This window comes from Thainema salinarum CENA647 (assembly GCF_057732415.1).
Genome location: NZ_JBYJZJ010000022.1, coordinates 2,384,040 through 2,409,728 on the forward strand (window position 1 = coordinate 2,384,040; position 25,689 = coordinate 2,409,728).

General features: G+C 50.2%; 23 protein-coding genes. 14 read left to right on the forward strand and 9 right to left on the reverse strand.

Features of this window, described 5'->3' with window-relative positions:
* Positions 1-87 precede the first annotated feature (87 nt).
* The 3 genes from AC286M_RS17400 (at position 88) to AC286M_RS17410 (ending at position 3,990) form a co-directional block, all read left to right on the forward strand.
* Entirely contained in the window at positions 88-987 is a 900-nt protein-coding gene (locus AC286M_RS17400; RefSeq protein WP_488205595.1) for an MBL fold metallo-hydrolase, read from the forward strand.
* A gap of 492 nt (positions 988-1,479) precedes the next feature.
* Complete coding sequence (htpG, locus tag AC286M_RS17405) at positions 1,480-3,480, forward strand: molecular chaperone HtpG (RefSeq protein ID WP_488205596.1); 2,001 nt, start codon at positions 1,480-1,482, stop codon at positions 3,478-3,480.
* Between the two features lie 261 nt (positions 3,481-3,741).
* A complete protein-coding gene (locus AC286M_RS17410) occupies positions 3,742-3,990 on the forward strand; it encodes a Uma2 family endonuclease (protein ID WP_488205597.1) in 249 nt (82 codons plus the stop codon).
* Here the strand turns inward: AC286M_RS17410 and tnpA are convergent.
* Complete coding sequence (gene tnpA / locus AC286M_RS17415; RefSeq protein WP_488202591.1) at positions 3,972-4,415, reverse strand: IS200/IS605 family transposase; 444 nt, start codon at positions 4,413-4,415, stop codon at positions 3,972-3,974. The two genes, AC286M_RS17410 and tnpA, sit on opposite strands and share 19 nt — an antisense overlap.
* 51 nt (positions 4,416-4,466) lie before the next feature.
* Here tnpA and AC286M_RS17420 point away from each other — a divergent pair, with 51 nt between their 5' ends.
* From AC286M_RS17420 to AC286M_RS17440, 5 genes are all read left to right on the forward strand, one after another.
* A complete protein-coding gene (locus AC286M_RS17420) occupies positions 4,467-4,838 on the forward strand; it encodes a Uma2 family endonuclease (protein WP_488208846.1) in 372 nt (123 codons plus the stop codon).
* A gap of 89 nt (positions 4,839-4,927) precedes the next feature.
* On the forward strand, positions 4,928-5,134 hold the full coding sequence (locus tag AC286M_RS17425) for a hypothetical protein (RefSeq protein WP_488205598.1): 207 nt from the start codon (positions 4,928-4,930) through the stop codon (positions 5,132-5,134).
* A 228-nt stretch (positions 5,135-5,362) separates the two neighbouring features.
* A complete protein-coding gene (gene ppk1, locus AC286M_RS17430) occupies positions 5,363-7,516 on the forward strand; it encodes a polyphosphate kinase 1 (RefSeq protein WP_488205599.1) in 2,154 nt (717 codons plus the stop codon).
* Between the two features lie 94 nt (positions 7,517-7,610).
* Entirely contained in the window at positions 7,611-8,432 is an 822-nt protein-coding gene (locus AC286M_RS17435) for a DUF7847 domain-containing protein (RefSeq protein WP_488205600.1), read from the forward strand.
* A gap of 796 nt (positions 8,433-9,228) precedes the next feature.
* Positions 9,229-9,429, forward strand: coding sequence for an NblA/ycf18 family protein (locus AC286M_RS17440; RefSeq protein ID WP_488205601.1), 201 nt, complete (start codon positions 9,229-9,231; stop codon positions 9,427-9,429).
* A 487-nt stretch (positions 9,430-9,916) separates the two neighbouring features.
* Here AC286M_RS17440 and AC286M_RS17445 read toward each other — a convergent pair whose 3' ends face one another.
* Positions 9,917-11,047: a tetratricopeptide repeat protein gene (locus AC286M_RS17445; protein ID WP_488205602.1), complete on the reverse strand. Its 1,131-nt coding sequence runs from the start codon at positions 11,045-11,047 to the stop codon at positions 9,917-9,919.
* 141 nt (positions 11,048-11,188) lie between these two features.
* Positions 11,189-11,911, reverse strand: a complete 723-nt coding sequence (locus AC286M_RS17450) for an RNA polymerase sigma factor (protein ID WP_488205603.1) — start codon at positions 11,909-11,911, stop codon at positions 11,189-11,191.
* A gap of 547 nt (positions 11,912-12,458) precedes the next feature.
* On the opposite strand from AC286M_RS17450, the gene AC286M_RS17455 reads away from it, so the two are divergent.
* Positions 12,459-13,058: a superoxide dismutase gene (locus AC286M_RS17455; RefSeq protein ID WP_488205604.1), complete on the forward strand. Its 600-nt coding sequence runs from the start codon at positions 12,459-12,461 to the stop codon at positions 13,056-13,058.
* Between the two features lie 61 nt (positions 13,059-13,119).
* Positions 13,120-13,374 carry a hypothetical protein gene (locus AC286M_RS17460; protein WP_488205605.1) on the forward strand — a complete coding sequence of 85 codons (255 nt, stop codon included), beginning with the start codon at positions 13,120-13,122 and terminating at the stop codon, positions 13,372-13,374.
* Between the two features lie 200 nt (positions 13,375-13,574).
* Here AC286M_RS17460 and AC286M_RS17465 read toward each other — a convergent pair whose 3' ends face one another.
* The 5 genes from AC286M_RS17465 to AC286M_RS17485 form a co-directional block, all read right to left on the reverse strand.
* Positions 13,575-14,645: a T6SS phospholipase effector Tle1-like catalytic domain-containing protein gene (locus AC286M_RS17465; protein ID WP_488205606.1), complete on the reverse strand. Its 1,071-nt coding sequence runs from the start codon at positions 14,643-14,645 to the stop codon at positions 13,575-13,577.
* Between the two features lie 223 nt (positions 14,646-14,868).
* Complete coding sequence (locus AC286M_RS17470) at positions 14,869-15,723, reverse strand: hypothetical protein (protein ID WP_488205607.1); 855 nt, start codon at positions 15,721-15,723, stop codon at positions 14,869-14,871.
* Positions 15,724-15,726: 3 nt separating this feature from the next.
* The gene (locus tag AC286M_RS17475) at positions 15,727-17,760 is read right to left on the reverse strand and encodes a DUF3685 domain-containing protein (protein WP_488205608.1); all 2,034 of its coding nucleotides are present in this window, start codon (positions 17,758-17,760) and stop codon (positions 15,727-15,729) included.
* A gap of 64 nt (positions 17,761-17,824) precedes the next feature.
* Entirely contained in the window at positions 17,825-20,023 is a 2,199-nt protein-coding gene (locus AC286M_RS17480; RefSeq protein ID WP_488205609.1) for an AAA family ATPase, read from the reverse strand.
* Positions 20,024-20,335: 312 nt separating this feature from the next.
* Complete coding sequence (locus AC286M_RS17485; RefSeq protein ID WP_488205610.1) at positions 20,336-20,782, reverse strand: Fur family transcriptional regulator; 447 nt, start codon at positions 20,780-20,782, stop codon at positions 20,336-20,338.
* Between the two features lie 802 nt (positions 20,783-21,584).
* Here AC286M_RS17485 and AC286M_RS17490 point away from each other — a divergent pair.
* From AC286M_RS17490 to thyD, 3 genes are all read left to right on the forward strand, one after another.
* Entirely contained in the window at positions 21,585-22,064 is a 480-nt protein-coding gene (locus tag AC286M_RS17490) for a CRR6 family NdhI maturation factor (protein ID WP_488205611.1), read from the forward strand.
* A gap of 203 nt (positions 22,065-22,267) precedes the next feature.
* The gene (locus tag AC286M_RS17495) at positions 22,268-22,732 is read left to right on the forward strand and encodes a hypothetical protein (protein WP_488205612.1); all 465 of its coding nucleotides are present in this window, start codon (positions 22,268-22,270) and stop codon (positions 22,730-22,732) included.
* Positions 22,733-23,006: 274 nt separating this feature from the next.
* Positions 23,007-23,933, forward strand: coding sequence for a thylakoid membrane protein ThyD (thyD, locus tag AC286M_RS17500; RefSeq protein WP_488205613.1), 927 nt, complete (start codon positions 23,007-23,009; stop codon positions 23,931-23,933).
* Positions 23,934-24,009: 76 nt separating this feature from the next.
* Here thyD and tpiA read toward each other — a convergent pair whose 3' ends face one another.
* Complete coding sequence (tpiA, locus tag AC286M_RS17505; RefSeq protein WP_488205614.1) at positions 24,010-24,735, reverse strand: triose-phosphate isomerase; 726 nt, start codon at positions 24,733-24,735, stop codon at positions 24,010-24,012.
* A gap of 302 nt (positions 24,736-25,037) precedes the next feature.
* Here tpiA and lepB point away from each other — a divergent pair, with 302 nt between their 5' ends.
* Complete coding sequence (gene lepB, locus AC286M_RS17510) at positions 25,038-25,670, forward strand: signal peptidase I (protein ID WP_488205615.1); 633 nt, start codon at positions 25,038-25,040, stop codon at positions 25,668-25,670.
* The last annotated feature ends 19 nt before the right edge of the window (positions 25,671-25,689 follow it).

Here is a 25,689-nt window from a genome sequence, read left to right on the forward strand (position 1 = left end):
ACTTCCGCAATCTATTTCCTAATCCCGCGCCAAACCACAACTGCTGCTGAAACCATCGGGATTTCGCTAGCCTGGAGGGAGAACCCAATGGTGATCCTCATGGCTCATATTGATCAGCGACGATCGCAAAACGTCGCAGGCGATTTTTACGTCGATGCCACCTGTATTGACTGTGATACCTGCCGCTGGATGGCTCCTGACATCTTCCATCGCGCCGACAGTCAATCAGCGGTTTATCATCAACCCACCAACCCCACACAGCGGCAGGAAGCGCTCCAGGCATTACTCGCGTGCCCAACCGCTTCTATTGGCACCGTCGAGAAGCCCCACGATATCAAGGCCGCCCAAGAGAGCTTTCCCCTGTCCATCACGGAAAATGTTTATCACTGTGGCTACCATTCGGAAAAATCCTTTGGGGCCGCCAGCTATTTAATCACCCGTCCAGACGGCAACGTGATGGTCGATTCGCCCCGATTCGCCGCTCCGCTCGTCAAGCAAATTGAAAAACTAGGCGGCATCCGTTACCTCTACCTCACCCACCGCGACGATGTCGCCGATCACCAGAAGTTTCACGACCATTTCAAGTGCGATCGCATTTTGCACACCGATGAAATCACAGCCGGAACTCGCGATATCGAACATCCGATCAGCGGTCACGATCCCATCCAGCTAGCCGACGATCTGCTGATTATCCCTGTCCCCGGCCATACTAAAGGCCATACCGTCTTACTCTATGAACAGCGAGCCCTCTTCACAGGCGATCATCTTGCCTGGTCAGACTATCTGGGGCAGCTCTATGCCTTTCGTCGCCACTGCTGGTATTCCTGGCCGGAACTGGTTCGCTCTATGACCAAACTGGCTCAGTACGACTTTGAGTGGGTGCTGCCCGGTCACGGTCGCCGCTTCCATGCCGATGCGGAAACCATGCGCCAAGAAATGCAGCGCTGCCTCACCTGGATGGATGAAACCGCTTCTGTCCGCGCCTAAATTTGCGCCTCAAGGCTCCGCTGCTCCCTTGCTCCGATACCCACACTACCCAAAGCTCTACTCACATCTTGCACCTTGTAAACCAAGAACCCAGAAGGGGTATTTCGCCGCCGCATCGCGGCAGCGAAATACCCTCTTCGAGTTTTAGTGCAAGGTGTAAGTCCACCAACGAGAAACGAAATGAGTAGGGAGATCCGAACCCTATTAAACGGAGTATTCCGATCTACGATGCAAAACAAAGCAGCATACGATGACCATGATTGTGAATCACAGCCGGAGATCCTGTAGGGTGTGTTAGGCGTAGCCGTAACGCACCATTGCTATCGGGATTGAGACATTCGTAGATTTTTGGATGTGCGATCGCTTTTGCCATCTCTTTAGAAAATTGCAAGAGAAGAAAATTGCAAGAGAATCGCGAATTCATTCAGCCAAACTAACCGAGTTTCGTTTGGGTTTTGTACTAGATTTTGTAATTAAAAATCGTTGACTCCTATGACCACAGTTCTAGAGCAGGGCAACATCAGTATCCATACTGAGAATATTTTCCCGATTATTAAAAAGTGGCTCTATTCCGACCACGAAATTTTTCTGCGGGAACTCATTTCCAACGCCGTTGACGCCATCAGCAAGCTGAAGATGGTGTCCTACAGCGATGAATTTGAAGGCGAACTCGATGATCCGGAAATCGAAATTACCATCGATAAAGATGCCAAAACCCTAACCGTTACGGACAATGGGATTGGTATGACAGCGGATGAAGTCAAGCGCTACATTAACCAAGTTGCTTTCTCCAGCGCTGAAGAATTCATTCAAAAATATAAGGACAACAGCAACGAGAATATCATTGGTCACTTCGGCCTTGGCTTCTACTCCTCCTTCATGGTGGCTAGCAAAGTCGAAATCGATACCCGGTCTTACCGCAAAGATGCCCAAGCTGTTCACTGGTCATGCGACGGTTCGACAGAATTTACCTTGACCGATAGCGATCGCACTTCGCGCGGCACGTCTATTACTCTGACGCTGATGGATGACGAGGCAGAGTATCTGGAGCCTGCTCGTATTCGCCAGCTCATTACTACCTACTGCGACTTCATGCCCGTGCCCATCAAGCTCGATGGCGAAGTCGTCAACAAGCACGAAGCAATCTGGCGCAAGTCCCCCAGCGAACTCACCGATGAAGACTATCTAGAGTTCTATCGCTACCTCTATCCCTTCCAGGAAGATCCGCTGCTCTGGGTTCACCTCAACACCGACTATCCCTTCGTCGTAAACGGTATTCTCTACTTCCCCAAGCTGAAGCCAGATGTCGATATCACCCAAAGTCAGATCAAGCTGTTCTGCAATCAGGTTTTCGTCAGTGACAACTGCGAAGAAGTGGTGCCCCGCTTCCTGCTGCCCCTACGCGGCGTCATCGATAGCTCCGACATTCCGCTCAACGTTTCCCGTAGCTTCCTGCAAGCAGACCGTACCGTCCGCCGCATTGCTGACTACATTGCTAAGAAAGTGGGCGATCGGCTCAAGGAGCTATACAGAGATGATCGCGCCCAGTACATCCGCTGCTGGCAAGACTTGGGTACTTTCGTCAAGTTTGGCTCGATCAACGACGACAAGTTCAAGAAGCAGGTTGAAGATATCCTGATCTATCGCACCACTGCCGATCTGGGTACTAAAGCCGACGATCAGCCCAAGGTGGAAGTGCAAACCGCCGAAGGCGACGTTTGGGAAGATGCGTCTTCTGGCAGTAATGCCGCTAATGCCGTCACCGACAACAAGGGATTCTCCTATACCACTCTGCAAGAGTACCTGGAGCGCAATAAGGAACGGCACGAAAACCGAGTGTTCTACTGCAACGACCCCGTTGCTCAGTCAACCTACGTCGAGCTGCACAAGAGCCAAGGTTTAGAGGTTCTCTATCTCGATTCCTTCATCGATACTCACTTCATCTCGTTCTTGGAGCGCGAGTATTCGGATGTTCGATTCTCCCGCGTCGATGCCGAAATTGACGATACGCTAATCGATCAGGATCAAACCGACGAAATCGTCGATCCGTCAACCAACAAGACGCGGGGCGACCAGATCAAGGAATTATTTGAAAAGGCGCTCAATCGGCCTAAGCTCAACGTCAAGACTCAGGCGCTCAAAGCCGACGATGGAGCCAGCGCACCACCTGCAATGGTGCTGTTGCCGGAAGCCCTGCGCCGTCTACGGGATATGACTGCTCTCTACAGCCAGGAAGCGGCTGAGTTCCCCGACGAGCACATCCTGATGGTCAACACCTCTCACCCGCTGATCCAAAATCTGCTCAAGATCAGCCAGGGTAGCATCATCACGGGCAGCGGTGACTCACCATCCAGCGAAATGGCTAACCTGATCTGCCAGCACGTTTACGATTTGGCCCTGATGGCTCAGAAAGGCTTTGACGCCGACGGCATGAAGTCCTTTGTTGAGCGTTCTAACAAGGTTCTGACGGCACTTACTGAGAAATCTGTGTAATCCACAGAAAAGATCTGAAAAAAGGAGCCTCTTGCCGAATTCGGCAAGAGGCTCCTTTTTTGCTGACTAAATAAACGAAAGCTAAAAAATTCATCCAAAGTTTGGTTAAAACCCAATGATTTTTTGTGGACGGCTGGCCAAGCCAGCCGTCCACAAAAAATCATTGGGTTTTTATATACGGATTGGATATCCCTTGCAGGATAGACATAGTGCAATATATTGCACAGCTAGAATAGATCTGTTGAGTAGGTAAGGTGCGCCGTGGCGATCGCAACACCCATGACCCTGCAAGATTATCTTAACTTTGACGATGGTACTGATACCCGCTACGAACTAGTTGAGGGAGAGCTAATTGCCATGCCGCCCGAGAGCGACCTTCACGATCGCATCGCCTCTTTCCTGTATGCCTATTTCCTTCAACTTGGCGTTTCCTACACGCATTTGAGCATGAAAAATGAAATACCCCGCCGCAAGCGGACGGGGTATCAGAATCAAAAAAGAGCAAGTTGATTATCCCGATGCAATTTGAGGTAATCTTTGCCTTGGGCTTGAACATATTTGGCGATCATTCCTTCATCCCCGTGGCGGCCTACTGTACTCGCAAAATATCCATCACTCCAAAACTCGCCTCCCCAAAGTTTCTGCTTCACTTGAGGGCATCGTTTGAAGACTTCTCGTGCAGTTAAACTTTTCAGCATCGTTACCAGTTTGGTCACACTATAGGTCGGCACGGACTGCACTAGAAAATGGACATGGTCTTTGTCCACTCCAATTTCGACAAACTTCACCTCGTAGCGTTTCTCGATTTCGAGGCAGACCTCTCGCAGAACCGCATCTACTTGCTCATCAAACACAACCCGTCGATACTTTGCTGGAAACACTAAGTGGTATAGCAAAACTGTTACGTTATGACTCTTGTGGATGTACTCACTCATTCTTAGATCTTACGCCGCAGAGCGGCGGGGAATGGACCCCAAGAGATTCAAATCGCGGTTAGCGGTAAGCTAGCGACAGCTCGGCAACCTGATTTGACCGTGCTTTCTGACGAATCAGCAGAGGCACTAAAAGATGCAACGCAACGGCTAATCACTCACGATATGCCGCCCCCAGCGCTTGTTGTCGAAGTCGTTAGCCCTAAACAGGAAAACCGTGACTATCGCTACAAGCGGACAGAATATGCGGGTCGTCATATTAGCGAATACTGGATTGTCGATCCAAAGGCTCAAAAAGTAACGGGTTTGAACTGGATTGATGGCCTTTACGAGGAGAAAATTTACCAGGGTGATCAAGTTGTAGAATCGCTGTTATTTTCGAACTTTGCGCTAACTGCCGCTCAAATTCTGGCAGCGGAATACTAAGGGTTGAGCTATTTTGAGCGCGATCGCATCACAAACATCCTTCTATCTTATCCAAATAATCGTTTACCTTTTCTTTTTACCTTATCTAAATGAATAGCGAAGAACTCAGCCACTACATTCAGACCACCGATGGCATTAGCAAGCCTTGGTTACTGGCCCAACTGCGAATCCAAAAATTACAGGAACAGCGTGCAGAACTCACTGCCGACGAATATGCTAAAGCCTTAGCCGATATCCACCAGGACGTGATGAATTTGGGTGAATGGTGGGTCGGTATCGAAGATGAGGTCTTTTAACATTCCTGGGATAGATGTGCTAAATCCAGCATTTGTTAATCTGCTCTTTGACAACATCTGATATGGTCATATGCGCGTAGCGTTAATATCAAGTCTGGGTATTAAGAACCCAGTTTATTTCTGTGAAACGTTTGCTCCGCAAACGCTTCACAGAAATAAATTACAGGTTTCCAACCAGACTTATATGAAGGACTGCGCAGAGGGATTTCTTAAGGTCAGTGATACACCATGACAAAAACGAAAGATCCGGTTGCTGAAGTTCAACAGTTGCGCCAGCCTGAATACTATTTCAATCGCGAACTGAGCTGGATTGAGTTCAATGCTCGAGTTCTGCATGAGGGTTGCGACGATCGCACACCGTTGATTGAACGACTTAAGTTCATGGCCATCTTCAGTTCCAACCTAGACGAGTTTTTCATGGTGCGGGTCGCTGGCCTCAAACAGCAGGTTGACGCCGCCGTTTCCAAACTCACGCCCGATGGTCGCACCCCGCAACAGCAATTGGATGATATTTGCGATCGCTTACGTCCCCTCGTTACCACCCAGCACCAGCATTTCCATCAGGTACTGCGTCCCCTACTGGCCGAGCACGGTATTCACCTGATCGAATACGTTGACCTCAACCAGGAACAGCGCATTTATTTACAGCAGTACTTCGAAGAACAAATCTTTCCGGTTCTGACCCCGCTGGCCGTCGATCCGGGCCACCCGTTTCCTTACATTTCAAATCTCAGCCTCAACCTAGCCGTTGTCGTCAAGGATGAAGAAACTGAAGAAGAGCATTTCGCCCGCGTCAAAGTCCCCAAAGTTCTGCCCCGCTTTATCGCCCTGCCTGAACATCTACGGCTCCACGAAGATGACGGACAGCCTTCCTGCTGGACAGGAGTACCCCTAGAGCAGGTAATTGCCCATAACTTAGGGTTTCTCTTCCCTGGCATGAACATCCAGGAATACTACCCATTTCGGATTACCCGCAACGCTGATTTAGAAGTCGAGGAAGACGAAGCTGATGACTTGATGCTAGCCATTGAAAAAGAGCTGCGCAAGCGGCGACTCGGTGGTTCCAGCGTCCGTATGGAAATCCAAACGGTAACGCCCCCGGATATTCGCCAAACCCTAATGCGTGAAATGGGGCTAGAGGAAAACGATGTCTACGATGTCGATGGGCTGCTGGGACTCGGCGATCTGATGTCTTTTATGGGATTGCCCCTGCCCCAGCTCAAAGATCCAGACTATTCCCCCGTTGTCCCGCTTCGTCTGCGGCGGTTAGCCAATGGTGGCGACAGTGACAGTGAAGACGGTCAAGACTTGTTTGCCATTTTGCGGAAGCGCGATTTGCTGGTTCATCATCCCTATGATTCGTTTACGGCATCGGTGGAGCGCTTTATTACCACTGCTGCCCACGATCCGAATGTGCTGGCGATCAAGATGACGTTGTATCGGACATCTGGAGACTCGCCCATTGTGAAAGCTCTCGTATCAGCAGCCGAAAACGGCAAGCAGGTCGCAGTACTCGTGGAGCTAAAGGCCCGCTTTGACGAAGAGAACAATATTCTCTGGGCCAGAACCCTAGAAAAATCAGGCGTACACGTCGTTTACGGTCTGGTTGGCCTCAAAACTCACACCAAAACCGCGCTGGTCGTGCGCCGAGAGGGTAAAACCATGCGTCGCTATATCCACATTGGTACGGGGAATTACAACCCCAAAACAGCCCGCCTCTATACCGACTTGGGCTTGCTGAGCTGCCGCGATGAACTCGGCGCAGACCTGACCGATCTATTTAATTACCTAACCGGATATTCTCGTCAGCAGTCCTATCGCAAGTTGCTGATTGCGCCCGTTAACCTGCGCCAGCAAATGCTGGGGCTGATCCGGCGGGAGATCGAACAGGCCAAAGCCGGACATCATGGCCGTATCGTCGCCAAGATGAATGCCTTGGTTGATCCGGAAATGATTGCCACCCTGTATGAAGCTTCCCAAGCTGGCGTCCAGATTGACCTAATCGTGCGCGGTATTTGCTGCCTGCGGCCCGGTTTAGAAGGCATTAGCGACAATATTCGCGTGATTAGCATTGTGGGGCGCTACTTAGAGCACTCCCGGATTTTCTACTTCCATAACAACGGTGAGGAGCAGGTGTTTATCGGGAGCGCCGACTGGATGCCGCGCAATCTCGATCGGCGAGTGGAAGCCATCGTTCCGATTGAAGACCCAGACATCGCCAAAGATCTCCAGGAAATTCTGGGCATTCTACTGGCCGATAATCGTCAAGCCTGGGATTTACAGCCCGATGGTCGCTATGTGCAGCGTCAGCCCAATAAAAGCTGCCCGGAGCAAAGTGCTCACACGATTTTGATGGCAATGGCCCAAGAACGAGGAAGCTAACGACAGAACTAACTAATTTTTGTGGCAAACATTTTCCGTCAGGCTCTGTTTGCCACAAAATGCCTGTATAGCGATCGCACATAATGTGAAAGAGATGTTGTCAGCTAGCCTATTGCGCATTGGAAACATCGCCAGTGCGGGATTCCGCCTCTATGGAGCGCATTGGAAAACCTACCTCAGCCTGTCAGCTCAGGCCTATCTCTGGCTGCTGGTGCCCATTTATGGCTGGGCAAAATATTTTGCTCATGCGGCCCTAATTTCCCGGCTGGCCTATCAGGAGCTGATTTATCAGCCGGAAAGCTTATCTACGGCTCGTCGCTATATTAATCAGCGGCTCTGGTCGTTTTTGGGGCTAGCGCTCTTAGTCGGACTGATCTTACTGGCGGCTTATATTGCATTTGCGATCGCAGCCACGATCGTTATGTTCTTATTTATCTTCAGCATTTCGTTCATCTTGGCCGCCTTCGGGAATGAACAAACCGTTGGTTTGATCATTGGCATACTGGCTGGCGTATTAATCATCGCAGGATTTCTGTTTGGCTTTGTCTGGTTGCTCTCGCGGCTGTTTTTACCCGAGTTACCCTTAGCGCTAGAAGATCAAATCAGCGCCGATAAAAGTATTAGCCGCAGTTGGCAGTTAACGGCGGGCTCTGTCTTGCGGGTTCAGGGATTAGTGATTGTGGCCTTCATCATGACGCTGCCGATTTTGATGTTGACTAACTACATTCCTTCCATTTTCTTAACCCAAATTGAGCAAAACACACCGACTTACTGGTCGATATACAGCCTGAGCTTAATTTTGAGTATTGGGGGAAGCATTTTGGTTATGCCGTTTTGGCAGTCGCTGAAAGCGGTACTGTATTACGACCTGCGCAGTCGGCGGGAAGGATTTGACTTGAACTTAAAAGCACGTTGAGAAACCGTATTCTTGGTATCAATCTTGATATAAAAATCCGTATTTCTATTGTGTTTCTCCTCAGTTTTCCAGCCAATCTATTAGCTTTTTTGTTTGGTAGATTAAGTTTTATTAATCAATTTGTTGAGCTGCTCTCTGCCCATTCTTTGACTTTAGCAAAACTGTCTTACTGGCTCAAAATGCTTTCCCTACAAGGATCGAAGTCAACGCCTTATCGGCAACTCGTTGAGATACATCACTTTACTTGAGCCATAAGTAAATACCAATTTGGGCACAAGTAGCACCACAAGCCCATCATTCAAGCCTTCAAACTAACAGACTGATCCGGCTGAATGCCACCTCAAATACGACTGATTAGCTTTTTTGAAGTTCATCAAAGTTTTAGACGAAAAACCTAAATATGTTCGAATTGAGCATTTTTGTAAATTACAGATTGCTAAAACTTCTGTAATTCAATACGGAATCATCCACTTCCGCGTTGAATTCTCCATATAGGTGGAAACCTTATCCCCCGGTTGTTACGTCTTGAGATGTACAGGGAAAGCTCAGAATGTTGTTATCTTTTATGAACTCATTCTCGATTTATCCCTTAAATCAGGGAATGTTCTACCTATCTTGCTTGAACGTGTAGTTTCCATTTTTGGGAAGTTTACACGTCGTTCTGTCCCAGATAGTTCGACTTTAAGGCTACCGCTGGTTCGATCCACCCAGCACCCTAGACTTAAAGCCAATATGAATTTAGCTTGGGCAGATAATCTCCCTAGTGCAGAATTAGCTCTTTTAAGGAGTGTGCTTTATGTTTGAATCTGGCAAATTAACGTTGGAGCAGCAATTTAACCTCCAATCGTTTGAAACCCAAGTCAACCGTATGAGTCGAGAGCAAGCTCAAGACTTCTTAGTTAAGCTCTACGAACAAATGATGCTCAAAGAAACGATGTATAAGCATTTCCTAAAGCATCAATGGGGACTCGAATCAGGCCCAAGCTTTGAATCATAGTCTCCCGCTCAATTGACCGATGGACGACCTCCCTCTCTCGTTTTGTTTAGCTCCAGTAGCCTAAAAGAAACTGGGGATGCCGGGGCGTCAGCAACGGTCACCAACTGGTTAATATCTAGGTTTAACGTTAAACCCGCTTACAGACAGATTTATATTGAGACCAGCCGCGGTTTGTTTATTTCTAACTTGTTTTTCTGACTTATTTGCTTTTCGTAATCAGTTACTTTTGCAGTTACTTCGCAATCGCTAAGTTTATCTAATTTAGAGCCATCCAATTTGCAGCCCAATCAGTAAATTTGCCTACACAATACAGATTAGGCTAGAACCTTCTGCAAAAAAGATTATGTTGGTTCTTGGAAAGCTTGAATAGTAAAGTTCTCACGTCACTTGATCAAACCATAGGATACTGCAGCCCCTGATCAACGCTACACGAGCGGCGGCTGTCATCCCTTGAAGTAATTTTTAGTGTAAGCGTAAGTGACTCTCGTTAGCGGGTAGGATTGCCTGATGCCAAGCTGAGAATTCGATACTGTAACTCAGCCATCATCTGCCGATTACCGAGCTGTTCTGCGATCGCAAGTCCGCGCCGATAGAGAACTTGAGCGGTACTCAAATCACCCTGATACTCGTAGAACTCACCGACGAGCCGCAAAGTTTCCAGCGTTTGGGCTAAGTCAACGCCGTCCTGCGTCAGTTCTGCCCGTGCAGCCAGGAATTGGGGGACAGCCTGGGGTTGATATGCTTGGTAAGTAGCGATCAGACCGTCCAAGGCCCGAATTTGCACATTGCGATCGCGATATTGCTGACCCAGGTTCCAAGCGGCTCGATAGGCAGTCGCGGCCCGGAAATAGTTCGTCGTCGCGTAGGCTGCATCTCCGAGATTGTTATGAGTATTGGCTGCGCCAACCCAGTCGCGGCCCCGATGCCGCAGGTCAACGGCCTGCTCGTAAAGACGAATTGCCTGATCATAGTTGCTCTGTGCGGCTGCCACTAAGCCCAAATTGCTCAGTGACAAGCCAATCCCGTCTGGATCGCGAACATTCCGCGCGATCTCAAGGGCCTGTTCGAATGACGCTTGGGCACCCCGCAGATCATTTTTCTGGAGCAGGACACCGCCGACGTTGTTCAAACCGTAGATTTGTCCAGTGGAATCGTGATTATCATTTGCGATCGCAAGTCGTCTGCGCAGCAGTTCTTCAGCCACACGATACTGCCCCAGACGACCGTAGGCTCGACCCAAATGGTCATAGGTCTTGCCCATTGCCGCTATATCATCAATTGCCCGATAAAGCTCCAGCGCTTGATTCCAAAAACCAATCGCCTGCTGATAGTTACCCTGATCGGCCTGCTGCTCTCCTAGCCAAACCAACTGATCGGCAGCATCCCGATACTGTCTGATACCCTCGCGGGCCGTGCCGTTGAAGGGCTGAATATCAAGCTGCTGCTCCAGTTGCTCAGCCTGAGCTGGGTTAGGTAATACCGAAGCAACTCCAAATCCCAATATGCCCAGGGACAATCCTAAAGGAATAAAGGATGCGATCGCAGATCCACGCCAACCTTTACGAATACCGCGACCCAAACTGCCATATTCTGCCCGAGCGCCTAATAACCGATTCATCTCACACCTCCCCCAGTAACGCGTTGCGATTTTGGATTTTAGATTTTGGATTTACGATTGCATGTAGTTTTTGACTTATGGCTGAGTTCGCAATCAATCAAGTACGTTCTAATCCAAAATCCCGAATCCAAAATCCAAAATCTAAAGTCCGTCCAGACTCGAATCCACCATTGCCATCAGCGAATCGGCTGGATCAGATTCCGATAGTTCCGATTCAACCGTGCCCGACAGATTGGACTGTAGATTCTGTAAATAGATTTCCCGAATATCGTCCGGTAACACACGTTCGAGTTCCTGATAGCCAATTTGCAGGTGCGATCGCACTTCGGCAGGGGAAATCCGTTCCCCTTCGGCTTGCAGATAGGCCGCAATTCGCGTTTCGCTCCAGTGGAACGTCTGCGCCATCACCACGATTAGGCGCTGCATGGGTTCTAACCGATCCAGAGCCTGCTCTACATAGCACCACAGAGGCGGCGAAGCTTGGTCGATGGAGTAGTGAATCGACTCCACTTCCGGCAGCGTCACCTGGTTAATGCAGGCGGCTGTGACATTGATCAGCCAGTTTTGCAGCGTAATCACGGGTTCCGTCGCGCCGGGAGGGGCACCTTCAAACAGGTCGAGACCACCCAACTCCCGCTGAATATGCCGCCAGGTGAGGGCAAACAAATAATCAGCCTGCACGGGCGATCGAGCCGAATGGTGAATCAGGGTATATACCATCGGGCTGTAGCGACAGAAAATTGCTACAAAATACTTGCCGCTGTCGGGATGTTGCTGAAATTTTTGCAGCAGTTCGTAATCGCTGGAGTGGAACAGCGACTTAACAATGGGATGCTGGCATTCAGGAAATTGGGGAATCTGCACGGTGCTACTGAAGGTCAATCAGGGCGAATGGTGCGGTCATTATGGCACGACGTGCGTAGGTTAGAACAAGTTCTGGGTGAAAGCGCCGTTTTACAATGCGTTCACGCCCAAAATGGCTTCCATTGAAGTCCGTAGCGCCATAAAACGTATTCAATATATCGACTCTTCAGCAGAATGGACAGGTTTTGTGGAGGAAGTTCACAGTTTGTCGAGATAAAACCCAATTGGTTGGGTAAGTTGCCGCGAGCCAAACGCTCAATTCGTTGCTGAGACTACCCAGTCAGCATCGCGACTAAGCATCAAATGCCCCCAGGGAGCATCTTTCATGCCCCCCAGGTGCATAGCATTATTAGAATACGTACGATATTCTCCCAACTACAGGCGGAGAAAGGTACTGCAATACTTACGACTTCATATCAGACCTGCGGCAAGAGCAATTCATCCGCAGACAGTTTCTGATGACTATTTGAGGCTGAGTAAAACTTGCGATCGCAGTCTTCGTCTAACCGATCTACTGAGAAATCCTAAAAAGGAGACACAAATCAAGATGGCATACGAACTTCCTGCTTTGCCGTATGACTACACAGCGCTCGAACCTCATATCTCAAAAAGTACGCTAGAGTTCCACCACGATAAGCACCATGCCGCCTATGTCAGCAAGTTCAACAGTGCCGTTGAGGAGACAGACTTAGACAAGCAACCCATCGAAGCTGTGATCAAAACGGTCGCTGGCGATCCGGAGAAAAGCGGCATCTTCAACAACGCGGCGCAAGCGTGGAATCATACTTTTTACTGGAACAGCATGAAGCCGGGCGGCGGCGGCATGCCAACCGGAGAACTGGCCAAAAAGATCGATGCTGATTTTGGTAGCTATGAGAAATTTGCAGACGCATTTAAGACCGCAGGTGCAACTCAGTTTGGCAGCGGTTGGGCCTGGTTGGTGCTGGATGGCGATACGCTCAAGGTGACAAAAACTCTCAATGCTGATAATCCGCTGACGAGTAACCAAGTCCCGCTGCTGACAATGGATGTCTGGGAACATGCTTATTATCTGGATTATCAGAATAAGCGCCCAGACTACATCAGCTCATTTTTGAACAGCGTGGTGAACTGGGATTTTGCTGAGAAGAATCTGGCAGCCGCTTGAGTTTTGCTTCTCTGGCTCTGTCGATTGAGGCAGAGCAGTCCTTCATTGTGTGGTTCACCGTATGGTTTTTGCTGATCCTGATTTTCCCCGTGTTGTTTGGTCATTTGGCTATCGGGGATGGCAGCTTGAAATTGATCAAACCGAGCTTGATGGTTACACGGTGTATTCGGTATGGGCAAATCATGCAACTGGCTGTGCGGTTGCTGTGCCTGCTGCACCCACGCAAAAAGCAGCGATTCAACAGGCCAAACACTATGTTGATAATCGGCTTCATCACGAGGCGATGAAAACCACCGATCCAAAATCGGAGCATTAACCTTTCTTGCACCAGACTCAAAGAGGTAATTGTACTGCCACATCGCGGCAGTACAATTACCTCTTTGAGTTCGTGATTAGCAGTACGAAGTCCAGTTAAAACCCGATAACTTATCTTTTGTGAGAGCTTGGCCTAGCCAAGCTCTCACAAAAGTAAATTGGGTTCTCTCATATACGGACTTGATACAAAAACGCCGATTTCTAAGCTTGTACTACCGTTGAACAGGACGGAGAACAGAACTGGTTGTTTAATAACGTTCCAAAAGCGTGCAGCAGATTATGCGGACGATAATTATTTAGTTCTTGCCAGCGTTGAATCGTAATCGGGTGCAGGTGATCGCCACGCTCTGGGTTGAGCTGCCGAGGCTTATATCCGCCCAGCAGCATCCAGGGCAAGGGTGAGTGGGGCGTAAACGCGATCGCATGATCGGGCTGAATACCATCGGCGATGTATTCCGGTTTGAGAGCCAAACCCAGTTCACTGGCCTGCTGCATCATCCACTCTAAAGCCGCATCGGAGAATCCCCGATATTCGGGCGTCCCGCCACCGACGCAGCCGTGATCGCCAGGGAACCAGACCTGCTTCAGCGTTTGCGTCTGCTTTACCGCTTCGCCCTGCTCCATCGGTGTGACGCTGAGCGACTGACGCGGTTCATCAATTGCGATCGCATGTCGGGCATGTTCAATAATATGGCTCAGCTTATGGTCATGAAACGCATAGCGCTGATTGAATGACTCACGAATTGGCAAAAACGGCAGTAGATTAGGCAGACCGAGTGAACCAACGGTATCCCAGCAGCCGAGGAACTTAACGGGCACTCGTTCACCGTTATCGCTGCGGAACTTGACTAGCTTAGGGGATTGATCGGGATGTAAAGTGCGATCGCGATAATTTTCGTACGCCTTGGTGATTTGATTAATCCGTTCTCGCTTCAAAAGCCCAGAATTGTAGATGAATCCGGCTAAGCTCCGCACGGTATAGGCACCCCGGCTAAATCCCAGCAGATAAATTTCATCGCCCGGATTGTAGTTCAGGGCCAGAAAGCCATAGGCTTCTTGAATGTGATAGTCAATGCCGCGACCAAAGGCACCACCGCTCAGAATATTGCTGGTCAGTTCTGTGCCAATACCTTCGTCGTAGAAGACAATCTGAGGAGTACCATCTTGGCCAATCGATGCGATCGCTTGAGCAAATTTAGCGACGTTGGTGAGGGTGGAGTTACCGAGATCTTGCCAGGTGCCATCGCAGCAGACAATTAAACGCTTTTTCATGATCATCCTTGGGGGCTAAGGTTTGACCAAATCCGCTTGTAAAACTCGCTTTGTTGTTGAGAAAACGCACTTCATGTGTTTTTTCTCAAATCATTGTTTGGGGTTTGTCAGCCGGATTTGGCTTACATGGACGTGACTGTTGTGATGATCTACAGATAGGAATAGAGTGATTCCCCATCAAAATCAGCCCGATTTCTTACCCTCATAGGTGATTTGTTGATTATCAATTGCGGATTTCAAAACTCTGTGTGACCAACTGCAGTTCTTCACGATATGCCGGAAACTGCGATCGCAATGTCCAGCTCAATAACTGATAGTAGGCAAAAGGCGTCGCCACCGTTGTGTGTAAAAACGTGATCGGCACACCGTCTAGTTCTGCCTCCAGTTGGTACTGAACGGCCTGATAGCCAGCAATTTGTTGCACATTGGTTCGCCGTGCCGTTTCAGTGCGCGACAGACTATCAATAAACTGCTGCAAATAGCGAGCAGCACGGCTGTCTAGCGTCGTAACAGCCGAATTAAAGCTGGTATCCGACAGAGCGGCAAAATAAAGCTGATCCAGTGGCGCAGCGGCCTGTAGCTCAGCAGTGGGATGTAGCGTGTACTCTTGCTGCCAATCATTTGGAACCGCAATTTGGCTCCGGTTGTCCTCACTCACGATGATGTTCCGCAGGATGAGCTGGTCATTGGGCTGGGCTAAATTAGGGTTCGTGGCAGGCGGTTCAGACGGGGGTGGGGTACGCGGTGCAGTAAAGGGCTCATTCTGAGCGGGGGCATCGGGCTGATTCAGCGAATCGTTATCGGTTTGGTCAAACGGGCGCGACCGTCCAATCGGCTCCACCACATTGTCATCTTCAATATCCAACTCTGGCTCAGTATCCGTTGCCACATCTGGATCAACGTCCACCTCATCATCAGCGGTGTCCGCTGGTTGATTTAGCCCTAGCCGATCGGTAAGCTGCTCACAGCCACTCATTCCCGCCGATAGACTCACTAGACACAGCAGCACGAGCAAAACTCGCATGACGAACTGCCGAGCGGTTCGACTCCATCCTGGCAGTCTTCCGATCCGCTTCATACCTCAGCCATCCTGACGCTGGCGTTTATCATTGCGGCCAAAGCGAACATCTTGCCAAGCGCTACCAATACCTTGTAAAACCCCCCGAATAACGAGGCCAATGCTGCGACCAATCACATCGGTCAGCACATAGATCAAGCCACTGCCGACAAACGATATGAGCGATCGCAATCGGGGCGCAACCGCATCCCGGAATTCCAGCGATAGCGTTACGACGTATGGAATTCCTTCGAGCTGCTCCAGTTCGGCCCGACGTGGCGCATACATCGATGCCGGACGAATGCCTTCCGGTGCTAGGGACAGCAGCCGATAGCGACTTTCGAAGATAGCGGTCGGCTCTTTAATATAGCGCTGCTGCCGATACCGCCACGAGAGGTCATTACGAAAGCGCTCAATTTCACGGGTCGAAAGCAGTCGCACGTCATAAAAATCGCGCTTCACGGCTTCCACATCGGCAAAGCGATTTAACAGCGGCTGCACTACGGCATTCGCCATCTGCAAAAGCAAGTTGTCCAACAGTAACTGCGCCTGCTGTTGAGCCTGTGGTGAGGCGCTGCCACTGGGCACACCGTCTACCATCAGCGGCGTCTGAAATAATAAATATGACAGCAGTTCTCCCACCAGGGGAATTTGCTCCAGAATATCCCGCTGCACGACGGCTTCATCTTGCAGAATCACCTGCACCAGCGCCTGCTCCACCGTGCTGACCTGCACCATGTAGTAGCGACCATAAAATTCATTAACCGCTTTTGCCCACACTTCTTTCAGATAGGCTAATTGGTTCTCGGCCAGTTGTCCGGTCGTAATCTGCGCCTGCTGCAAATCGTCCAATACCTGAATCAAGCTGCGCAAGATGATATAGAGTAACTCTCGTTTGCGATCGCGCCTGAGAATATCAATTTCCAGCGGTGACCGAGTTAAGTTCCGCAGGCTGCCCTGCAGCCGATTAAAGGCGGCATCAACAGTGAATGAGGGAATTGTGCGTAAGCTGGTGGCAGGTTGCGAGATTAGTGCTGCATCTGGTTCCGCTGCCGCAGAGTCGGAGGTATTGGGTAGATTATTGGCCGGATTATTGGCAGAGTTGATGGTTGATGGGTTTGGGGATGAGCGATCGGCAATTTGGCGGCGGCTGAATCGATTCGGTCGGCCTAAGCGCTGTGTGGGTGTGGCACTGGGCTCCTCCAGCAATACGGCGGAGGCTCTAGGGGTGGCTAATAGGCGAGTAACGATCCAGCGGGCTGTGCGCAACTCGCGTAGGCGGCCTTCGATGACCAAAACTGCGAGTCGATCGGGATCAATATCTAGCAGCAGCGCCCGCTGAAGCTGAGCCTGGAGCCGATTGATTTCCGCATCGATTTCTCGCAGTCCCGACTGCCGAGCCGACTGGCGCACCTGCTGCCACCAAGATCGTCGGACTGGAACCCTACCTGTCCGACCGGCTGCTCCAGATTGAGCGGTTACAGTGGGAGATTGCTCCAGTTCAGCATCCGGTGACACCTGCGGCCAGACCGCTTCCCCCTGAGCCACTTGGCGAATGATGGAGGCTAATTCACTGACAGGCTGCTGTCGCCAGCAGTAGCCATCAGCCTGCACACGTCGCGCCGCTGCTTCAATCACTGGCTCATTGCGATCGCTGAGGATCAACACTTTGATGTTCGGAAACAATTGCTTAATCCGCTGGCACAGCACCAGCCCCGGCACCTCACGCGGATAGCTCTCGTTCGCCACCAGATCCGTGATCACCAAATCAATTCCAGCCGCATCAGCCGTCAATCGATCCGACTCAGAGCTATCGGCTGTACGTCCCGATATCTCTTCCAGAGCATCAACTATTGGCTCCGAAGCAGACGCCCTAGCCCCGTCAGCCTCTCTAGCTCCTTCAGCCTGTACTTCCGCCAGCAACTGCAGCACCTCGCTCCCCGTTTGGCACTCCGCCACCATCCGCAGGTCGGCATACTGCTCCAGCCAAATGCGTAATCCCAATCGAAAAACGGGATCATGATCAAGCAAAACAATATTAGCTGGGCGATTGCTCATAGTGATGTCTCAGGCAAGGCTCTGACGGACTTATTTTAGCGACAAACGGGTGGTAAAACGGGCTTTACTCAGCATAGCCATCATCGTAATAGTCATCACTGTAGCCGTCATCGTACCCACTGTCATAGCTGTCTTCAGCATAGCCATTGCTCTGAGTATCTTCGGTAGCCCAGGTTTCCCAAATCGCCGCCCGCTCTTTCTTCCAGATGGCAATCGAGCTTTGCGCTTCACGATACAGTGCCCGCCCAGCGCCAATTTGAGAGGCCGTTTCAATCGCTGCCGAGAGGCTACCCTTCGCGGCTAAATTTTCTGCCCGCGTCAGGATCGGTCGGTCTTCCTTAATCTGAATTTGGGCTGTCCAGTTGCCGATTTGCTCGCGGGCATCATCATAGAGCGCTCGACCCGATTCAATTTTGCGAGCCACTTCAATCGCTTCAGTCAGCTTGTTCTGATTGGCCAGCTCTAGCGCCTCATCCAGAATCGGCTGGTCTTCAATGATTTCGATTTCAATCTGCCAATCAGCAATGTAGGTTTGGGCTTCAACCCGCAGCGCTCGACCCAGTTCAATCTTGGATGCTTCTGCGATCGCAGCTTTCAAATTCGGCACAGCGCGAACGCTAGCCAAGACAGTCGCTCGATCCAGATAGGGCTGATCTTCGATCCGCTCAATTTCCTGCCGCCAGTGGGCAATCAGCGTTTGGGCCTGAGTGCGCCGGGGTCGCTCAGTCTGGATCGTTTGCGCCTGCTGAATGGCGATCTGATAGGTAAACTTTTGCTGGAATCCGGCCAGCAGATTGGCGTACTGGAGCTGGATTAAATCGTCTTGTTCAGCCTGCCACTCCTGTAAATGAGACTGCGCCTCTTCGTAAAAGGGGCTGAGCGGCGACATGGTGCGAACGGCTGCGATCGCTTCTTGCAGTGCGTAGATCTGGTAAAACGACGGTATCCAGGTCTGTACCTCGTCGCTTGCGGCCTTTTCGGCGTAGCTAATCTGGATCAGGTCTCTGGCTTCACGGGTCAGCGTCGGGTCGGCAGGCACTTTCTGCACGGCTGCGATCGCACCATCTAAATCACCTTCTTCCCAGCGCTTAAAGCCAATGCGGAGAAGCTTGCGGCTCCAGCCATCCAGCTTTGGTTTCGCCTCATCCCAAGCCCGTGCCTGCACCGGAATTGACTGGGCCAGTGCGATCGCCTCTGCCAGCTCATCGGGATCATCGGAATCCGCTAGCTCTGTTGCCGCCGTCAGCGTAGCAAAGGCTGACTCTTCCCGCTTAATCAACTGCCGCAGTTCACCGCCCTGCTGCCGCACCCAATAGTCCTCATCGAGCTGAAGCAGCTTCTTCAGTTTTTCCTGCGCGGTAGGCCACTTCTGCTGTTCAACGGCAGTTTCGATTTCTGATTTCAACTGCTTGCCCTGCTGCCACTCCGCTTGCCAATCTTTAATTTTGGCCTGCGCGTCGGCATAAACGGGACTCTGCTGAGGAATTAGCCCCGCCATCTCGACGGCTTTACCGAAATTGCCCTGGGCCAGTTGATCCTGAGCCAGCAACAGCAGCGAACCTGACCACTGACTCAGCAGCGTTTGCGCCTCGGTATAGAGCAGATGATCGGTCTGCCAGTCCTTCACTAAATTAATGCCCGCCAGCAAATCATCAACTTTGCCCGTTTGAGCCGCTTGTCCGGCACAGTAGAGCTGATCCACATCGGCAGCAAAAGCTGACAGCTTCTTACAATCCGGTGCGGGGGGCAAACGAGTCAACCAAATCAGCGATCCCAAGCTTGCGATCGCTAAACTACTTAGCACCCCCATCCAGATCGTCGGCAAGGTAACCGCAGCGAACCATCCCCGTTTAGCGGGCCGGGCAGGCCGCTGCGCTAAGCGGGGCACGATCATCTGGGCCGTTTGGTGAGCTGCCTGCTGGGCCGTCTGCGGATCGGGAATGAGGGCTTTAGCCTGTTGCAGCATCCATGCGGGATTCAACTTTGATGATGTCCGCAACTTGGAGTGCGATCGCAGAAATTTGCGAACGGCTTGGGGCACCTGCTGCGAGGCCGATGGCGTAGAAAACTGTGAAGGTGTCGAATCAGCAGTATCTAAACCATCTGCGCCTGATGCATTGTCCTCTAATCCTAAATCTCGTAGGAGTTCTTCCTCATCTACGGCATCCGCAGTAGTAGGCGCTGTGCCATCAGCTTCAAAGCCATGCAGGAACGGAACAGGGGGCTGGGACTGATAGTGCAAATGAGAAGATGATTGGGACATATCAACCAAAAATTAAACCCTGATGGGCAAACGATTTTAATTAAAAACGCTATATCTAGCGAAACTCAAAGCTTATGTTAAGTAGATTTAGAGTTAATCTAACTGCGGCCTGATCTCTGCTTGGAGCGCAATCTCCCCGAGTTAGGCAAAGATGCTGACAATTGTAGAAGTTTTTAATCACAATGCAAGCACCTGAACCGAGTTGCATAAATTCTTTAGATCAGCTTTTTAGATCAGCCATCAAAAAAGAGAGAGGCATTCTGGGTGAATGCCTCTCTCTTTTTGATCTCGATGTTCAAGCTGCCAAGGAGCCTAGCCGTTTTTCTTGGCGAAAAAGTCAATGCGGTAATCGTGGATCTTAACCCCAGTGCGAGCTTCAACCGCTTGGATCACCTCGTCAGGCAGCTCGACGTGAATATCAATGATTTGTTGGGTGTCCACACAGTTGACGTGACTGTGGGAGTCGCTAATGTTTCCGTACAGCCGACCATCCGAACGCTCCATGCACTCAATAATGCCCTGCTCTGAAAGCGCTTCTAGGTTTTGGTAAACCGACGTATGGCCGATCTCTTTGCCTTGCTGATTAAGACGATCGTAAATATCACGGGCAGACAGGTGCTCTTGTTCATTCCACAGCAATTCCAAGATGTAGCGACGTTGGCGACTCAGACGCATCCCCAATTCCTGACACCGTTCAATAGCGTCGTCTAAAGAACGAATGGGTTTCGCAACTGTTGTCGTATCGCTGCTGCTAGTCATCTTGCTTTAGCCCTCGTTGATCAATCAAATGAATAGAGTAAGAATCAAAACTGTCCTGCAACCCACCTGGTTCTATTCTAGCGAGGTTGCGATCGCGGCTGATGGGGTTCCAGTTTTAGCGCGAATATTTTAGCGTGGATAGGCAAAAACGCTGCGAGCCGCTCAGATCAGCAAACTGCGCATTACGGATTTGAATTGGTTAGCTAGTCAACTTGTGTTTGACTTGTGTTTGATTTGTGATGGATTTACGGTGCTATCTATTCACTACACAGTATCCACTACACAAACTTAACCCGCTGCTCAGGATCGATTTGCCTGTATTCTACATAAGCTCTGAAAATAAGCTCTGAAAAATCTATCGCCTTACCGACTTTAAGGGGGTAGGAGTTACATAGGCACAATCTGCAACCGTAGTCATTTCCACTTTAACTTAGAAATCAAGGAATAGTCTAATCCCAACCCATGCCCCTAAGGAACTCGGATTTAATAAGGTGAAATTTTTGGGGTAGGGACACGGCATTGCCGTGTCCCTACAAATGGAACGGTTTACAGGCTATTTAATCCATAGTCCTAAACTGTTCGAACTAATCTTTAACTAAGGGAATATAGCTTTACTAAATAGCTAGTGAACTGAGTTGATTATGAACAGGCCGCTCCAGCGGGGCGGCCTGTTCATAATCAACTTAAAATTGCTGTATTACTTTGCTTTTTGTTGGCCTATCGCTAACAATCAAAATTGGCCAAGTTGGTTTTCATCAGCCGATTTGGTATCACTCAGCCGTTTAGCCCATCTGCTACCTGCATGACTTCAATTACTCTGACTGAAACTCAGATTCAAACCCTCGACCTGACTGTGGCTGAAGCCACGATTCAAGCCGTCCTCAAGCAGATTGAAACCGACACGGCCCTATCAGATATCAACTTGCATTTTGATATTCAGTATTCCCGTGATGCAAACGATCCGCGTGAACTGTCCGAAATTCCTGAAGTGCGTTTGTGGTTCGTCCGGCTAGACACACGCTATCCCTGGCTACCTTTGGTTCTAGACTGGGAAGCGGGCGAACTGGGTCGCTATGCCGCTATGCTGATTCCGCATCAGTTCAGCCCCACCGAAGGCATCCGCTACAATCCCGAAGCATTGGAAATCTTCGTCATGTCAAAAGTCTTCATCAGCCTGGACTGGATGAAACAAAACGGAATTTTGAACCGAACCCGTCTCAAGTTTATGACGCAGATGCTGGGTTACGAACTCGATGATAGCTTTTTTGAACTGTTTGCCTAAGCGAAAATAAACCCAAAACCCAGTACCTAACACCTAGTTACCCTTGATACCCATTCACCTTTCTTCCCCTATATAACAAACTGTATCGTTTCCTAAATCTCAGCCGCGTTTCCGAAACAGTTCGCAAGATCGAAGAATGCAGCACGATACAATGCTTTGGAATCTTAGCGGCATCGTCTCGCTAACCACGATGAGATTAAATTATGACCACGGCCATCGAATTGCCCAATGCTTCCGATCTAACCACTGATGCTTATATCGTCATTGGTTTGGCAACCTGCTATCTGAAAGAAGATGGCGAAATTGAAGAAGTCCAGATGGTTGAACCCATTCCCTCTGCCGCATTGGAAGCCCTATTCAAGAATATTCCGACCTCCTACAGCCAAGCGATCGCAACTACGCTGGGTGCGGTTGTAGACGCCACCACAATGAAAATTCCCGATAGCTTTCCTTCAGAAGCCCAGTTCTGCCCCGATTTTGTAGAACGGGCACTGGCAGCCGCCCGCACCTATCAAACTCGTCCGGAAGCCCAGACGTTGATCCCGCTTGGCACAACCCACACCCACTTCAACTACTCAACCGAGAAAAAGCGCGTCCTCAATGCCGATCACGTTGTCAAAACCGAAGACAACGTCAAGCAGCATGCCTATACGCATCAAGTTCTCTAAAGTTCGCGCTTTAATTGCGTTTTCGATAGTAACGAGGAACCCAGAGAGAAACCCAGAAAAGATATTTGCTGCTGTGTTGCAGCGGAATATCTTCTTTGGGTTTTAGTGCAAGATGCGAGTAAACCTTGTAGATATATAGGTAGACAGCTAGACATAAGCAAAATCGGACTTGCTGATTTCAAGTATGAATTGGGATGTGGGGGTATTTCTACATCCCAATTCATGCCCGATAGGCAGTGCCGGAAAAAACGTTAGTAAGCAAATTGGTAGAACGATGAAAGTTGCGATCGCGGGTGCGACAGGTTTTGTAGGCAGTCGCCTAGTCGAAAAGCTCCAGGCGGAGGGACATCAGATCGTGGTGCTGACCCGTAGCCATAGTCATGGTCAGAAGGTGTTTCCCTCACAGGCATTTCCAGCCGTGGAAATTGTCGAATATCAGCCGAACCAGTCCGGTGAGTGGCAAAATGCGATCGCAGGTTGCGATGGAGTTGTCAACTTGGCAGGCTATCCCATTGCCGAAACCCGCTGGACAGAGCCAGTCAAACAGAAAATCCTCACCAGTCGCGAAAATGTGACCCAGAATTTGGTGGATGCGATCGCCAAGGCCGATTCCAAGCCTGCGGTGCTGGTTAACGCCTCTGCCATTGGCTACTACGGCACCAGCGAAACCGCCACGTTTGACGAAACCAGTGCCTCCGGTGATGACTTTTTGGCCACGGTTTGTCAAAAGTGGGAAGCGGCAGCACAGCAGGTCAAAGCAACCGGAACGCGACTGGTAATCTTGCGCTTTGGGATTGTGCTCGGTAACGGAGGTGCGATCGCAAAAATGCTGACGCCGTTTCGCATGTTTGCCGGTGGCCCCATTGGTTCGGGCAAGCAATGGTTTTCCTGGATTCACCGTGAGGATCTCGTTAACCTGATCCTGAAAGCGCTGCTCGATAGCTCAATGCAGGGTACCTACAACGCCACCGCTCCTCATCCAGTGCGGATGAGTGAACTCAGCCATGCCCTTGGCGAAGTGATGAATCGTCCATCCTGGCTACCCGTCCCTGGCATCGCGCTGGAACTGCTGCTGGGAGATGGCGCAAAGGTTGTTTTGGAAGGGCAGCAGGTTTTGCCCAAGCGGACGATGGCAACCGATTTTGACTATCAGTACGCAACGATTAAACCCGCACTGGCCGAAGTTGTGCGGCAAAGCTAAAGTAATTTCAGACATTCCTAAAAGCAGGGTGGGCATTGCCCACCCACAGTACTGCTCATTGTGGATTTAGCCCAATCTATTGGTGATTTACAATTCGAGCAAAGCTTTCTGGCTCTAAGCTCGCACCGCCGACTAGGGCACCGTCAATTTCAGGCTGGGCCATGATTTCATCTACATTGCCAGGTTTTACCGACCCCCCGTACTGAATGGAGACGTCTTTATTGGTTAACTGGCTGCGAATGAGGCCAATTACTCGGTTCGCTTCACCAGATTCGCAGGTGTCACCTGTACCGATGGCCCAAATTGGTTCATAGGCAATCACCAAATTAGCCTGATCAACATCCACTAGATCTTTTTCGAGCTGCTGGCTAATAATTTTTTCTGTCTCGCATGCATCCCGCTGCGCTTTTGATTCGCCGACGCAGAGAATTGGGGTCAGACCGTGACTTTGAGCTGCTTTGAGACGTAAATTGACCGTTTCGTCTGTTTCTCCAAAATATTGGCGACGTTCGCTGTGGCCGATCACGACATACCGCACACCTATTTCTGTCAGCATGGGAGCCGAAACTTCACCCGTAAATGCGCCGGTCTCCTCCCAGTGAACGTTTTGCGCTCCGACTTTAATCCGGCTGCCGTGGAGGTTGCGCGACAGCGTACCCAAATCGGTAAAAGGCGCACAGAGGACGACTTCCCGCTCTTCCGGGGTTTCGGAGAGCAACGGCATAAACCCTTGCAGAAACTCCTGGGTTTCTACTTGGGTTTTGAACATTTTCCAGTTTCCGGCAATGACAATCTTACGCACAGACAATTCTCAATGGGTCATACAACGGTACGAATTGCATCGTACAGTTAAACGTTGATCCGGATCAAAGCCCTAGCCAAATCCAGTCCAAAATCTGGCCTAAATTTATCGAGTTTTATAGAGTGCAATCAAGTTCAATTGCCGATTTCTTCGGGTCGAACCCTGCCGCGTTACAATCCCATAAGCGATGATGGTTGTTTTCAAACGCTCACGAATATGCGGACTGCACCCCCACAATCATGAGCTGAACCCCCCACCGCGATATTTATATTGATAACTATTGACAACAGCGCAGAACGCCAATGACCGTTGACGAAAAAGACCAGCCGACTTCCTCAACCAACTCTCCAACGCCGGCAACCCAGGATGCTGAGCCATCATTGTCCTGGCTACAAAAACTGTGGCAGAGTCAGGGCGAAAACGTGCGGCTACTTGCGATCGCACTTGGCTTAGCGCTGCTGATTCGGTTGTTTGTGGCAGAACCGCGATTTATCCCGTCTGATTCCATGCTGCCGACGCTGAAAATTGGCGATCGGTTAGTGGTTGAAAAGGTATCTTATCGATTCCATCAGCCAGAACAGGGCGATATCATTGTTTTTGAGCCACCGCAAGCGCTACAGGAGCGAGGCTATTTACCGGATCAAGCCTTTATCAAGCGGGTGATTGGTCAGCCGGGACAGCAGATCGAGGTGCATAACGGTCAGGTTTACGCAGATGGGCAACAACTGAGAGAACCCTATATTCTTCAGCCACCCAACTATGAATGGGGGCCAGCACTTGTGCCCAATGACCAATACTTTGTCATGGGCGACAATCGCAATAACAGCAACGACTCCCACGTTTGGGGCTTCTTGCCGCGCCAGAACATCATTGGCCGCGCCTTCTTCCGCTTCTGGCCGTTTGATCGATTTGGTTTCGTTAAAACACAGGATTAGTTGCTGATTGATAATTTCT